The organism is Geomonas sp., from assembly GCF_035254065.1.
GTDB lineage: Bacteria > Desulfobacterota > Desulfuromonadia > Geobacterales > Geobacteraceae > Geomonas.
The window spans coordinates 1-13,307 of record NZ_DATFBA010000058.1; the positions used below are offsets into that span (position 1 = coordinate 1).

Here is a 13,307-nt window from a genome sequence, read left to right on the forward strand (position 1 = left end):
CGGTCGCTGGCGAGATCGAAGGGTACCTGGCCGGCATCAGGGCCTTCTACCGCTTCCTGTACGGCCACCAACTCATCTCGCTCAAGTTCCTGCAGGCCATCGAGGCCGAGTGCGGAGAGCTCGACTACTACGTGAGCCGCATCGAGTCCTTCTGGAACATCACCGGCGACGGCTACCACGCCTGGGAGCGCGAGTGCTCGCTGAAAGATGAAACCGGTCCCGGGAGCTCCGCCTGATCAAGACCCTTCCCGCCAAAATCGCCCGCCTGCACCTGTTCCAACCCGGAGAAACCGTGGTGGTGGCTGTTTCCGGCGGCGCCGACTCGGTGGCCCTGCTCGATATCCTCGTCCAGCTCAAGGACCGCGAAGGGCTGAACCTCGTGGTCGCCCACCTCAACCACGGCCTCAGAGCTACCGATTCCGACGGCGACCAGGAATTCGTGGCCCGGCTCGCTGCCGGTTACGGCCTCCCCTGCCTGACCAAGCGCGAGGACGTGGCCCGTTTGGCCAGGGATTCCCGTCTCTCGCTGGAGGATGCCGGGCGGCGGGCGCGCTACGCCTTCTTCGCGGAGGTCGCCCGCGCCCAGGGCGCCACCAGCATCGCGCTTGCCCATCACCTCGACGACCAGGCTGAGACCGTGCTGATCCGGCTTTTGCGGGGTGCCGGGACCGATGGCCTGAGCGCCATGACGGCCAGCTCCGGCGGCATCCTGAAGCGGCCGCTTCTGCAGGTCTCGCGCGCCGAGCTCGAGCAGTACCTTAAGCTTCGCGGCCTAGGCTGGCGGACCGACTCAACCAACGATGACACCTCTATCCTGCGAAACAGCATCCGGCACGAACTGATCCCGCAGTTGCGCAGGTACAACCCGAGGATCTCGGAAAGGCTGGCGGCCACCGCCGGTATGCTGGGCGCCGACCAGCAGTTGCTGGATGGCCTGACCGAGGCCGCCTATCTGCGGCTGGCACGAGCTGACCAGGAGGGGATCGTGCTGGAGGTGGAGCCCCTTGCCAGCGAGCCGCGCGGGCTGAGGCTTCGCCTCTACCGGCGCGCGCTCCAGCAGCTGCGCGGGGACCTCCAGCGTATCACGCTGCGCCACCTGGAAGCCATCGACCTCCTGATCTCCTCCGACCGCCCCAACGCCAGACTCAAGCTGCCGGGAGCCTGCTTCATCTCCCGCCATTACCATACCCTCCGCTTTTCCTCTGCCGAGGAGCCGCAGCCGCTACCCTGGGAGCTGGTGGTGGCAGGGGAGGGGAGCTACCCGCTGCCGACCGGCGGTCAGCTGCTGGTTAAGCGTCTCCCGCGGCCGGCCGACATCGCCGTGCAGTCGCGTCGGAGCGCCTTTCTCGATCCGGCCGGGGCACCCTTTCCCTGGCTGGTCAGGACCTTCCGTCCCGGCGACCGCTTCCGGCCGCTCGGCATGAACGGCCTAATGAAGGTGAAGGAGCTCTTCATCAACGAGAAGGTGCCGCCCGCCGAGCGGCGCCGCATACCGCTGCTGGAGAGCGGCGGGCGCATCGTCTGGGTTGCCGGCTTGAGGGTTGCGGAGGAGGCGCGGGTGACGGATACGGCCAACGAGGTGCTCTGGGCGGAAATTCTTGACCCTTAAAGCTCTTGTCAATAGGCCACCTTTATGGTAATCCTTTTGTTCATTTGAAATATTTTTTGCAACGCTAATCCACACGCAAAGGCGCGAAATCCGTGGTTGTGATCCGCCCCCACCTCCAATGAGAAATTATCAGACCACGGTATACCCATAAAGGGAGGAAACTTGAACCAATTCTACAAGAACCTGGCCCTGTGGCTGGTCATCAGCTTGATGATGATCCTGCTGTTCAACCTGTTCAACAAACCGAAACCCTCCCAGGAGAAGCTCGACTACAGCGACTTCATCGAGGCCGTCGAAACCGGCAAGGTGAAGAACGTAGCCCGCCCGATCGGCAGCGTCTCCATCCAAGGCAACGAGATCATCGGCAAGTTCGCCGACGGCAAGGAGTTCAGAAGCTACAAGCCGGCCGACGCCAACGTCACCGACAAGCTGATTGCCAAGCATATCGCCGTCTCCGCCCGCCCCGAGGAGGAGCGTTTCTCCTGGTTCTCACTGCTGGTCTCCTGGTTCCCGATCGTCTTCCTGGTCGCGGTCTGGATCTTCTTCATGAGGCAGATGCAAGGTGGCGGCGGCAAGGCGATGGCCTTCGGCAAGAGCCGCGCGAAGCTCCTTACCGAGGCGCAGGGTAGGGTGACCTTCGAGGACGTGGCCGGCATCGAGGAGGCCAAGGAAGAACTGGAGGAGATCATCTCCTTCCTGAAAGACCCCAAGAAATTCACCAAGCTGGGCGGCCGCATCCCCAAGGGGGTGCTGCTGATGGGCCCTCCGGGCACCGGCAAGACCCTTTTGGCCCGCGCCATCGCAGGGGAGGCCGGCGTTCCCTTCTTCTCCATCTCCGGTTCCGACTTCGTGGAGATGTTCGTGGGCGTGGGCGCCTCCCGCGTGCGCGACCTCTTCGTGCAGGGCAAGAAGAGTGCACCCTGCATCATCTTCATCGACGAGATCGACGCGGTCGGCCGTCACCGCGGCGCCGGTCTGGGCGGCGGCCATGACGAGCGCGAGCAGACCCTCAACCAGCTGCTGGTGGAGATGGACGGCTTCGAGTCTAACGAGGGGGTCATCCTGATCGCCGCCACCAACCGTCCCGACGTCCTCGACCCGGCGCTGCTCCGCCCGGGCCGCTTCGACCGCCAGGTGGTGGTGCCGCGCCCCGACGTGAAGGGCCGCGAGATGATCCTCAAGGTGCACACCAAGAAGACCCCGCTCTCGCCGGATGTCGACCTGGAGACCATCGCCCGCGGTACCCCGGGCTTCTCGGGCGCCGACCTTTCCAACGTGGTGAACGAGGCCGCCCTGTTGGCCGCCCGCAAGGACAAGAGCGTGGTGGAGATGCGCGACTTCGACGACGCCAAGGACAAGGTGCTGATGGGTGTCGAGCGCCGCTCCATGGTGATCTCCGACGAGGAGAAGAAGAACACCGCCTACCACGAGGCCGGCCACACCCTGGTCGCCAAGCTGATCCCCGGCACCGACCCGGTCCACAAGGTCTCCATCATCCCGCGCGGCCGCGCCCTGGGCGTGACCATGCAGCTCCCCATCGAGGATAAGCACAGCTACTCGCGCGAGTCGCTGCTTGACCGCATCGCCGTCCTGATGGGCGGCCGGGTTGCCGAGGAGATCATCTTCAACTCCATGACCACCGGCGCCGGCAACGACATCGAGCGCGCCACCGAGATCGCCAGGAAGATGGTCTGCGAGTGGGGGATGAGCGAGAAGCTCGGCCCGGTCACCTTCGGCAAGAAGGACGAGCAGATCTTCCTGGGGCGCGAGATGGCCACCCAGAAGAACTACTCGGAGGCGACCGCCATCGAGATCGACCACGAGATCAGGCTGATCGTCGAGCAGAACTACGCTCGTGTCCAGGACCTGCTCAAATCCAACATCGACGCGCTGCACAAGATCTCGCTCGCCCTGATCGAGAAGGAGAACCTCTCCGGAGAAGAGGTCGACCGGATCATGGCCGGCGAAGACACTCCCCCCGAAGGGGTCGCAACCGCATGATGAAACTACCGGCGGCGTGGGAACTCCCACGCCGCTCTCTTTCGTTGGACCGCCCTCTGGTGATGGGCATCCTCAACGTGACCCCCGACTCCTTTTCCGACGGTAACCGCTTCTTCTCCACCGAATCCGCCGTCCGCCGTGCCCTGGAGATGGAAGAGGAAGGGGCGGACATCATCGACATCGGCGGTGAAAGCACCCGCCCCAACGCTCCTCCGGTCGACCTCGACGAGGAGCTTCGCCGCGTGGTCCCGGTCATCGAGGCGCTCGCCGGCAAACTCTCCGTCCCGATTTCAGTCGATACCTACAAGGCAGCGGTCGCCCGCGCAGCCTGCGCCGCCGGTGCCGAGATCGTCAACGACGTCAGCGGCCTTCGCTTCGATGAGCAGATGGCGGCGGCGGTCGCCGAGGCGGACGCCGGGCTGGTGGTCATGCACACCCGGGGGACCCCCGACCGGATGCAGGCGGACACCTGTTACGACGACCTGATCGCCGAGGTTAAGGCCTATCTGCTCGAATCCGTGCGGCTTGCGGGAGAGGCCGGCATCAAGTCCACCCGCATCGCGATTGACCCGGGGCTTGGCTTCGCCAAGAGCCTGGATGGAAACCTGGAGCTGATCCGCAGACTGGAGGAGTTCCTCCCCATGGGATACCCGATCCTGGTCGGCCCCTCCCGCAAATCCTTCATCGGCACCATCACCGGCAGGACCAAAGAGGAGCGGGTCTTCGGGACCGCTGCGGCAGTGGCCGTTTCGGTGCTCAAGGGAGCCTCGGTGGTAAGGGTGCACGATGTCGCCGCCATGAGGGATGTGGTCCTCATGGCAAAAGCACTGGCCTGAAAGAAGGTAGATGAACGTTCTCCTGCAAAACATAGGCGTGCTGCGGGACCTGCTGGACCTGTCGCTGGTCGCCGTCATCATCACCAGCCTTTCCAGGCTCCTGAAAGAGGGGATGGCCCTGCGCATCCTGGCCACCCTCTGCGTGCTTTTGGCCGGCCACCTTTTGGCCCGTCTCCTCTCCCTGCAGGCAGTCCGGCTCCTGATCGATACCTTCCTCGCCTCATCCGTGCTGGTCCTGGCGGTGATCTTCCAGACCGACATCCGCAGGGCCTTCGCCGCGCTTACCCGCACCCGGGCGGAGAAGGACGTCGAGATGTCCGACGTCATCGACGAGCTGGTCTTCGCGGTGGCCGGACTCGCCCAGAAACGGATCGGCGCCCTGATCGTCATCGAGCGCGGCATCCCGGTCGACAATTATCTGGCGGTGGGGACCGACATTGACGCCAAGGTGACCAGCGAGCTGATCTCTTCCATCTTCCTCCCTTACTCGCCCATCCACGACGGCGCGGTCATCATCCAGCGCGGCAAGCTCACCAAGGCCGGCTGTTTCCTGCCGCTCACCCAGAACCTGGAGGTGAGCAAGAGCCTGGGGACCAGGCACCGCGCCGCTATCGGCCTCGCCGAACTGGTGGACGCGGTGGTGATCGTCGTTTCCGAGGAGACCGGGGCGATTTCCGTGGTGGTGGGTGGCAAGAAGACCGACGTCCTGGAGCCTCCTGCCCTGGGCAAGATGCTGAGGCGGCTCATTGAGCCGAGGTGGCTGAAATGAGCGGCGGAGCGAACCAGGAAACGGCCAACGCCTCCATGGTGCGGGCACTCTCCCTGCTTTTGGCGATGCTGCTCTGGGCGAGCGTAGTGGTGGAGCGCCCCGGACAGGCCACGATGCAGCTGCCGGTACGTGCACAGCACCTGCCGCCCCAACTCAGGCTCGGTTCTCCCCTGCCCGCCACGGTGGCGGTGACCGTGCGGGGGCCGCGCATCCTGCTCTGGCTGCTGCCCTATCGCGAGGTCGCCTGCCGCATCGATTTGAGCGCTGCCTCTGCAGGCTCTGTGAACTACACACTCCAGGACGATGCCATCCTGCTCCCCGACCGGGACCTGAAGGTGGAGCGCATCATCCCGGGCTCGGTTTCCGTGACGGTGATGGAAAACCGCTAGCCGCATAATGTGGTGGTGGAGAAAGCCTGTAAAAAAGGGAGTACCTGTGGTACCCTCCTGAGGTCTGGTAGCTCCAAAAGCAAATCCCCCCTGTCCCCCCTTTATCAAGGGGGGGACCTGATAGGGGAGTCCTTCGACGATTCGTTATCTGGCGTTACCTTCATATCTTTTATCCAGAGGTGATCTCTCAATGAAGAAACTTTTCGGTACCGATGGCGTCCGCGGCGTGGCCAACGTCTACCCGATGACCGCGGAAATGGCCATGCAGATCGGGCGGGCCGCGGCCTATACCTTCAAGAACAGCAAGAGGCGTCACCGGATCGTGATCGGCAAGGACACCCGCCTCTCCGGCTACATGCTGGAAAGCGCCCTGGTGGCCGGCATCTGCTCGATGGGGGTGGACGTGCTGCTGGTCGGCCCGCTCCCCACCCCGGGCATCGCCAACATCACCTCCTCCATGCGCGCCGACGCGGGCGTGGTGATCTCCGCCTCCCATAACCCCTTTGAGGACAACGGCATCAAGTTCTTCTCGCGTGACGGCTTCAAGCTCCCCGACGAGAAGGAGCTCATGATGGAGGAGCTCATCTTCTCCAAGCAGATCGACTCGCTGCGCCCGACCGCCAAGGAGGTGGGGAAGGCCTACCGGATCGACGATGCCGCCGGCCGCTATACCGTCTTCCTGAAGAGCACTTTCCCGAAGGACCTCGACCTCTCGGGGCTGAAGATCGTGCTCGACTGTGCCAACGGCGCCGCCTACAAGGTGGCCCCCGCGGTCTTCGAGGAACTGGGTGCCGAGGTGATCGCCATCGGGGTTAAGCCCAACGGTACCAACATCAACGCAGGCTGCGGTTCCCTGCACCCCGAGGTGATGAGCGAGCAGGTGAAGCTGCATGGCGCCGACCTGGGGATCGCGCTGGACGGCGACGCCGACCGGGTGATCTTCGTGGACGAATACGGCAACGAGGTGAACGGCGACAAGATCATGGCCATCTGCGCCCTGGACATGATGAAAAACGGCACCCTCAAGCAGGACACCCTGGTGGCCACCGTGATGAGCAACATGGGGCTAGATATCGCCATGAAGAAGGCGGGGGGCCACATCGTGAAGACCCAGGTGGGTGACCGCTACGTGGTCGAGGAGATGGTGAAGGGTGGCTACAACCTCGGTGGCGAGCAGTCCGGCCACATGATCTTCCTCGATCACAACACCACCGGCGACGGGGTGCTCTCCGCCCTGCAGGTGCTCGCCATCATGCAGCGGCGCCAGAAAAGGCTCTCCGAGCTGGCCATGGTGATGGAGTCGCTGCCGCAGGTGCTGGTCAACGTGCGCCTGGCGCAGAAGTCTGACATCATGCAGGTCCCGGAGGTGGCGAACCTCGTGCGCAGCGTGGAGTCCAAGCTGGGGGACGAGGGGAGGGTGCTGATCCGGTACTCCGGCACCGAACCGCTTCTCAGGATCATGCTGGAGGGGAGCGACGAGGGAGAGATTCGCGGCTGGGCGGACGAGATAGCATCGACGGTGGCAGGCGCTCTGGGAGGTGAGGCACGTGGCTAGGCTGGGAGTGAACATCGATCATGTGGCGACCCTCAGGCAGGCGAGGGGTGGCAGCGAACCCGATCCGGTGGCGGCGGCAGCCATCGCCGAGCTGGCCGGCGCGGACGGCATCACCATTCACCTGCGGGAAGACCGCCGGCACATCCAGGACCGCGATCTGAAGATCCTGCGCCAGACCGTGCAGACCAGGCTGAACCTGGAGATGGCGGCCACCGATGAGATGATCGCCATCGCGCTCGCGGTGAAGCCGGAGACCTGCACCCTGGTGCCGGAAAAGCGCGCCGAGCTGACCACCGAGGGGGGGCTGGACGTCAGGATCCACCAGGAGGCCCTCAAGGTCGCCATTGAGAAGCTGCAGAAAGGGGGCATCATCGTGAGCCTCTTCATCGATCCGGACCCCGACCAGATCAAGGTGGCCAACAAGATCGAGGCCGACTACATCGAGATCCACACCGGTTCCTACGCCGAGGCGCGCAACTGGAAGGAGCAGGAGCAGGAACTGATCAAGATCGAGAACGCCGTCAAGCTGGCCAGGAAACTCGACCTGGGGGTCAATGCCGGCCATGGTCTCAACTACACCAACGTGAAGCGGGTGGCCGCCATCGGCGGCATCGAGGAGTTCAACATCGGCCACTCCATCATGTCGAGGGCCATCCTGGTCGGCCTGCACCAGGCGGTGCGGGACATGTCGGAGCTGGTCCGGTACGCCTGACGCGGCCGGGATAGTCGAAATTGACCGAATGAGCGGGAGGTTGGCTGTGTGCCATCCTCCCGCTTCTTTTTTTGCTGCTACGTCTGCCCGCCTTGAATCGTCAGGCGGGAAAATCCACCTTTTGTCTTATTCGTCTGCTGTCTCAATCATTGAAGGCGTTTTTTTTTTCTGCAGCGCAGTCAAAAGGTTTCGCAACCTTTCTCATAGCCGTAAACCACCTTTCTCATAGCCAGAAACCTCCTTTTCCCTTCATTCAAGTTGGCCAAAGCCTCTTCTCTTCCCGTCACTATCTGTCGGCTGGATTGTCCGAGCCTGTTGAACTTTCGCGGATTTTTGTAAAAATTGAAGAGTAGGCAAACTTCGCAAACAGGAGGTACCGGTATGAAACGATTAGCTCTCCTTTTAGGAGCGGTAGCTGTGGTTGGGCTGGCGGGATGTGCGACCGAGGATTATGTCCACAGCCAGGTGAACCCGTTGGCACAGCGCCTGGACAGGCTTGAGGCTGCTCAGAATGCCGACCACGCCGCGATCAAGCAGGCGGACGACAAAGCACAGCAGGCTCTCGACGCGGTGAAGACGTACAATCAGAAAGTCGATGATGCCGCCGCCAGGGCCGAGAAGGCCGCCGCTGCCGCAGCAGAGGCTGAGCAAAAAGCAGAGAAGCTTTTCAGGCTGCAACAGAACAAGTAGCTAACTGAAGCGATGTCAACTGGTACACCCCTCTCCGCCGGCTGTGGGGGAGGGGCCCTAAACACCCGGTACAACCTTGAAAACTCCCTTCATTAAACCGCTGTTCATCCTCTCTCTGCTGGGGACGTTGCTGGTCGCCGAAAGGCCCGCCACAGCCGCCCGCGTGCTCTTCCATGACGAAGTGGCCGGCGTTGCCAGCGTCGCCACCGTCGGCGAGGACGACTCCCTCATCGAAATGGCCAGGGAATACGACCTGGGCTACGACGAGCTGGTGGCGGCCAATCCCGGCGTGGACCCGATCATACCGCGCCCCGGAACCCTGGTGGTGATCCCCTCCAGCTGGATACTTCCCGAGGTCCCCAAGAAGGAAGGGATCGTCATCGACATCTCCGGCATGCGGCTGTACTATTTCACACCTCCCAAATCGTCCTGGGTGGAGACCTTCCCGGTGGGGATCGGGCGCGAGGGGTGGGACACCCCCCTCGGTACCTACAGCATCATCGAGAAGATCGTCGGTCCCGCCTGGTACGTTCCCGCCTCCATCCGTGCCGAAAAGCCGGAACTTCCCGAGATCGTTCCCCCCGGACCAGAAAACCCGATGGGGAGCCATGCGCTGCGCCTGTCCAACCGGGTCGTGCTGATCCACGGCACCGACCGCCCCTACGGCATCGGCAGGCGGGTGAGCCACGGCTGCATCCATCTCTATCCCGAGGATATCGTCACCCTTTTCTGGACCGTCAAAATGAAGACGCCGGTCACCATCGTGCGTCAGCCGGTAAAAGCCACCCTCTTCGAGGGGCGCGTACTGGTGGAGGTATATGAAGACGGGGAGGTCGACCTCGAGCAGGAGGCGACCGCGGTCCTGAAGCGGAAGGGGCTGTGGGAGGCAGTCGATCAGGAAAAGCTGAAGGGTGCGCTGGCGGCGCATACCGGCATACCGGTCGACGTCACCGGGACAGCGCCGCCCAAAACGGACGAGGGGGCAGGTGAAGGTGCTCCCGCTGAAAACGGCGGGGTGCTGGAAGAGTTGGGGAAATGAGCGTCAGGGCTTGATTTCGATCGGCGTACCGTCCGGTATCATCTTGAAGATCTCATCCATTTCCTGATTGTTGACGGCAATGCATCCTTTGGTCCAGTTTGCCTCGGAGTGCATGGTAGCCATGTCCTCGAATCCCTTGGGGAGTCCGTGAATCATCACGTCACCGCCGGGGGATTGGTGCAGGCGTCTGGCGGAGGCGACGTCGACGGCGTTGGGGTAGGAGATGTGCAGCGATTTATAAAACTTGCTGTCCTTTTTGTGCCGGTCGATGACGTAGCACCCCTCAGGGGTCTTGCAGTCACCGGCCGTTTTTTTGGGTCCGTCCGGGTTTCTCCCCAGGGCGACCCGGTAGGAGCGGAGCAGGACGTCCTTGCTGCCGATGAGTTCCATCAGCTTGCGCTCCTTGTAGACCACCACGCGCTTGACGGTATCCGGCTTGTCGAGCGCGAGCGAGTGGGAGGCAGAGGCCACAATCATGAGAGCCGCCGCTAAGGCAGCCCAGCCGCTTTTTGTCTGATCTAATTTGCGCATGGCGCAAAGTCTATCAAAATTGCAACCTTTAGTCTACACCTTTCATGTAGAAAAGTGTTGACCCCTTGGGGTGCCAGTGGCGGATTGCCGAGCAGGTACTATAATACTTGGAAATCTGGTGTCCGGGAGTCGACTACACGAGGCAGACAACCAAGGGAGGAGCGATATGATCACCTTCGAAATGAACGAAAAGGACGCGGTCGATCTGGTCGAGATACTCCAGACCTATCTGCAGGACCTGAAAACGGAGAGGGTCCGTACCGACAACAGGGAATACCACTATACGCTGGTCGGCCGGGAAAGGTTCGTCTGCGACATGATCAGCCGCCTGGAGCACAGCCTGAGGTGAGGCAAGCAGAGCCTGGGAGTTAATACCGAAGAGTCAGGAATTGATACTAACGGGTGGTGGATCCGGGACCAGGGAGGCCACTACCCCCTGGGGCGGGGAAAAGAAAGGGGATGGGCCAGGCGGTCCATCCCACTTTTTTTGCATCAATCTCACTCGTTACCGGAGCGGTTTCAGGAGTGCTGTCCCTCCAGATAGAGACCGGCAGCGCACCACGCCTCCCACTCGGAGGGGTAGCTCTCCTCGCTGGCGTCACCCTCTTTGTTGGCGAACTTGAGGTAATCCGGCGAGTCGAACTCGGTGTTCACACTGTAGCCGGCAGCTTTCGCCCTTTCCTTGTAATATTCCATCCGGTCAGCGACCCAGTCCCAGTACTCCAGCGAGGTGGCGTTGCTGTAAACGTCGTTGCGCCACGCGCCTCTCGGCAACAGGCTGCATTCGTTCTTGCTGCCGCTGCAAAGTCTCCTGATGTCGGCGACGAACACGCTCCATTCCTTGGTGGTGTACTTGTCGGGGTCCGATTCCTGCTTTTGCTGCGCCGCGGGAGGGGGGGGAGACGTTGATGCCGCCGGCTGCTCGCTACCCTGAGCATCCATCGGCGCGGAATCGTGCCGGGCATAGCCATCTGCCAGCTTGGAGACATCCTGCAGCAACTGCGTGAGCCCCTCCTTGATGGCGACGATCTCCACCGCCAGCCTCCTGCTCTCCTCCTCAGCGCGGGCCGACCTCTGCGCGTCGTCCTGTCCCAGTTCCTGGAAGGGGAGGGACCAGAAGTTGACGGTGCTCTTCTCGGAGACGTCGATCGATTTCACGAAGGCGCGTGCAGCGGTAAAGGCCTCCTTCTTCAGTCCGTGATGTTCGCAATAAGCCTGGTAGCGTTGGTCCCACTGTTTATCAGCGCTTTCAACATAGGCCGCCTGGGCCTTCGTCTCAACGGTGAAAATCTGCGGCGTTTCGGCAACGCCCCATTTGACAACCTGAACGATGTGCAGCATCCGGACCTCCTTTGGAATATCTTCCATTATCATCCCTCATGACAGTCAGTGGCAACCATACCGGAGGTTTCTGGCAGTAACAGACGCGGGATGTATGGGTAATGGGGAGGCCACTGTGTCACAGGTCTGCTTTCCAGGTCAATGGTGGATTTTCCCCACTACCTTTAACTGAGGGAAGGTCCCCTTTTTGTTTGGTGACAGTGGCAGGATGTGATAGGTTTAAACCTTATTTGTTATTTATTAGTCCATCTCAAAAATGGAACAATGTGAAAATAAGCTCAGCTCTGAGCAGAGCGGGTGCGGTGGCGGATAATGTGAATGACGGTATACTATGCTCTAATGAATTAGGGGGGCGACGTTTACGTGAGGATTGGCAGCGTTTTTTCGGTGGTCACCGTGCTGGCGGCTTTGGTCGGCTGCACGGCAGGCCCCGATTTCCATAGACCTGAAGCACCTGGTGCCAAGGCGCTCACTGCAGTAACCCCTCCTGCCCAGGTGATATCTTCGCCGGGCCCAGGGGGAGGCGAGCAGCGCCTGGTCCAGGGGGGGAAGATCCCGGAGCAGTGGTGGCGCCTTTTCCAGTGCGAGGCGCTGGACCGCCTGATCCGGCAGGCCCTCAAGGAGAGCCCGACCCTGGAGGCCGCCTCCGCGCGGGTGCGCCAGGCGCAGGAGACCTATCGCTCCAGAGGCAGCGCCATCCGCTACCCCAAGATCGACGGCAATCTGTCGGTCAACCGCCAGCAGATCTCCGGTGCCGCCATCGGGGAGCGAAAAAGCTTCGTGCTGACGCTTTTCGACGGCACCCTGAACGCCTCTTACACGCTCGATCTCGCCGGCAGCGGCCGGCGCGAGCTGGAAGGGCTGGCGGCCCAGATCGACTACCAGCGCTTCCAGTTGGAGGGAGCGCAACTGACTCTTGCTGCCAATATCGTGGCGGCTGCGCTCAATGAGGCATCGCTGCGGGCGCGCATAGCGGAAACCAGGACTCTCATCGACCTCCAAAAGCGCCAACTGGAGCTGGTCGACGAACAGCTCCAGGTTGGTGCCACCTCTCTGCCGGACCTTCTCGCCCAGAAATCCCAACTTGCCCAACTGGTTGCCACCCTTTCCCCTCTCGAAAAAGAGCTGGAGCTCTCGCGCCACCTGCTGGCCGTGCTGGCCGGCCGCTTCCCCGGCGATGCTGACCTGCCCACCTTTTCCCTGGACGATCTCAAGCTTCCCGGCGAACTGCCGGTCAGCCTTCCTTCCGACCTGGTCCGCCAGCGTCCGGACATCCGCGCCTCGGAGGAGCTGTTGCACGCCGCCAGCGCCGACGTCGGTGTCGCCACCGCCAATCTCTATCCCCAGATCACCCTGAGCGGCAACGTGGGGAGCGAGGCAATAAAGCTGGGTGACTTCTTCGCCAACGGAACCGGGATCTGGAGCATCGGGGCCGGCCTTGTGCAGCCGATCTTCCACGGCGACGAACTGACGGCCAAGCGGCGGGCGGCACAGTCTGCCTACGAGGCGGCTCTGGCGCAGTACAAGGAGACGGTGCTGCAGGGATTCCAGAACGTGGCGGATGCACTGCACGCCATTGACCGTGATGCCGCGACCCTGCAGGCGCTCACCGCCGCGGAGGCGGCGGCCCGCGATTCCTTGGAGGCGAGCCGGGAACAGTTCCAGGTGGGGATGGTGAGTTACCTGACCCTGCTGAACGCGCAACGCCAGTACCAGGACGCCCGGCTGGCGCTGGCACCCGCCCGTGCCGCGCGGCTCTCCGACAGCGCGCAGTTGCTGCAGGCGCTGGGAGGGGGCTGGTGGAACAGGGAGAAGGAAAATGGGACGGATACTTC

Annotated in this window: 14 protein-coding genes and 1 pseudogene; 13 read left to right on the top strand and 2 right to left on the bottom strand. The window is 62.4% G+C overall.

The genetic code is table 11. From position 1 onward, the window contains the following. From VJ604_RS03060 to VJ604_RS03110, 11 genes and pseudogenes are all read left to right on the top strand, one after another. Window positions 1-236 (top strand): annotated as a pseudogene (locus VJ604_RS03060) (hypothetical protein); the annotation flags it as partial. Then, entirely contained in the window at window positions 236-1,609 is a 1,374-nt protein-coding gene (tilS, locus tag VJ604_RS03065) for a tRNA lysidine(34) synthetase TilS (protein WP_414652387.1), read from the top strand. The pseudogene VJ604_RS03060 and the gene tilS, both read left to right, overlap by 1 nt. Before the next feature lie 162 nt (window positions 1,610-1,771). Then, window positions 1,772-3,610, top strand: a complete 1,839-nt coding sequence (gene ftsH / locus VJ604_RS03070) for an ATP-dependent zinc metalloprotease FtsH (protein ID WP_324079915.1) — start codon at window positions 1,772-1,774, stop codon at window positions 3,608-3,610. Beyond that, window positions 3,610-4,446, top strand: coding sequence for a dihydropteroate synthase (gene folP, locus VJ604_RS03075; RefSeq protein WP_324079927.1), 837 nt, complete (start codon window positions 3,610-3,612; stop codon window positions 4,444-4,446). Before ftsH ends, folP begins: the two co-directional genes overlap by 1 nt. Window positions 4,447-4,456: 10 nt before the next feature. Beyond that, entirely contained in the window at window positions 4,457-5,215 is a 759-nt protein-coding gene (cdaA, locus tag VJ604_RS03080; protein ID WP_324079916.1) for a diadenylate cyclase CdaA, read from the top strand. Next, a complete protein-coding gene (locus VJ604_RS03085; RefSeq protein ID WP_324079917.1) occupies window positions 5,212-5,604 on the top strand; it encodes a CdaR family protein in 393 nt (130 codons plus the stop codon). The genes cdaA and VJ604_RS03085 overlap by 4 nt, the downstream gene beginning before the upstream one ends. Window positions 5,605-5,794: 190 nt before the next feature. Next, entirely contained in the window at window positions 5,795-7,159 is a 1,365-nt protein-coding gene (gene glmM, locus VJ604_RS03090) for a phosphoglucosamine mutase (RefSeq protein WP_324079918.1), read from the top strand. Continuing rightward, window positions 7,152-7,871 carry a pyridoxine 5'-phosphate synthase gene (locus tag VJ604_RS03095; RefSeq protein WP_324079919.1) on the top strand — a complete coding sequence of 240 codons (720 nt, stop codon included), beginning with the start codon at window positions 7,152-7,154 and terminating at the stop codon, window positions 7,869-7,871. Before glmM ends, VJ604_RS03095 begins: the two co-directional genes overlap by 8 nt. A 71-nt stretch (window positions 7,872-7,942) precedes the next feature. Continuing rightward, window positions 7,943-8,224 carry a hypothetical protein gene (locus tag VJ604_RS03100; protein ID WP_324079920.1) on the top strand — a complete coding sequence of 94 codons (282 nt, stop codon included), beginning with the start codon at window positions 7,943-7,945 and terminating at the stop codon, window positions 8,222-8,224. A gap of 28 nt (window positions 8,225-8,252) precedes the next feature. Further along, window positions 8,253-8,561 (top strand): hypothetical protein, encoded by a 309-nt coding sequence (locus VJ604_RS03105; protein WP_324079921.1) that lies wholly within the window; start codon window positions 8,253-8,255, stop codon window positions 8,559-8,561. Window positions 8,562-8,637: 76 nt separating this feature from the next. Beyond that, window positions 8,638-9,600, top strand: coding sequence for a L,D-transpeptidase family protein (locus VJ604_RS03110; protein ID WP_324079922.1), 963 nt, complete (start codon window positions 8,638-8,640; stop codon window positions 9,598-9,600). 3 nt (window positions 9,601-9,603) lie between these two features. On the opposite strand, the gene VJ604_RS03115 is transcribed toward VJ604_RS03110, so the two are convergent. Then, the gene (locus VJ604_RS03115) at window positions 9,604-10,077 is read right to left on the bottom strand and encodes a L,D-transpeptidase family protein (RefSeq protein WP_324079923.1); all 474 of its coding nucleotides are present in this window, start codon (window positions 10,075-10,077) and stop codon (window positions 9,604-9,606) included. A gap of 220 nt (window positions 10,078-10,297) precedes the next feature. Here VJ604_RS03115 and VJ604_RS03120 point away from each other — a divergent pair, with 220 nt between their 5' ends. Next, the gene (locus tag VJ604_RS03120; RefSeq protein ID WP_324079924.1) at window positions 10,298-10,480 is read left to right on the top strand and encodes a hypothetical protein; all 183 of its coding nucleotides are present in this window, start codon (window positions 10,298-10,300) and stop codon (window positions 10,478-10,480) included. A 170-nt stretch (window positions 10,481-10,650) separates the two neighbouring features. On the opposite strand, the gene VJ604_RS03125 is transcribed toward VJ604_RS03120, so the two are convergent. Beyond that, a complete protein-coding gene (locus VJ604_RS03125) occupies window positions 10,651-11,472 on the bottom strand; it encodes a hypothetical protein (protein ID WP_324079925.1) in 822 nt (273 codons plus the stop codon). Window positions 11,473-11,835: 363 nt separating this feature from the next. On the opposite strand from VJ604_RS03125, the gene VJ604_RS03130 reads away from it, so the two are divergent. Next, window positions 11,836-13,307, top strand: a 1,472-nt coding sequence (locus tag VJ604_RS03130) for an efflux transporter outer membrane subunit (RefSeq protein WP_324079926.1), incomplete at its 3' end; no start/stop codon positions are given.

Bases quoted from the DNA above. Each gene is read 5' to 3' on its own strand.
- folP (WP_324079927.1), top strand. From the start codon at position 3,610: ATGAAACTACCGGCGGCGTGGGAACTCCCACGCCGCTCTCTTTCGTTG.
- cdaA (WP_324079916.1), top strand. From the start codon at position 4,457: ATGAACGTTCTCCTGCAAAACATAGGCGTGCTGCGGGACCTGCTGGAC.
- VJ604_RS03085 (WP_324079917.1), top strand. From the start codon at position 5,212: ATGAGCGGCGGAGCGAACCAGGAAACGGCCAACGCCTCCATGGTGCGG.
- glmM (WP_324079918.1), top strand. From the start codon at position 5,795: ATGAAGAAACTTTTCGGTACCGATGGCGTCCGCGGCGTGGCCAACGTC.
- VJ604_RS03105 (WP_324079921.1), top strand. From the start codon at position 8,253: ATGAAACGATTAGCTCTCCTTTTAGGAGCGGTAGCTGTGGTTGGGCTG.
- VJ604_RS03115 (WP_324079923.1), bottom strand. From the start codon at position 10,077: ATGATTGTGGCCTCTGCCTCCCACTCGCTCGCGCTCGACAAGCCGGAT.
- VJ604_RS03120 (WP_324079924.1), top strand. From the start codon at position 10,298: ATGATCACCTTCGAAATGAACGAAAAGGACGCGGTCGATCTGGTCGAG.
- VJ604_RS03125 (WP_324079925.1), bottom strand. From the start codon at position 11,472: ATGCTGCACATCGTTCAGGTTGTCAAATGGGGCGTTGCCGAAACGCCG.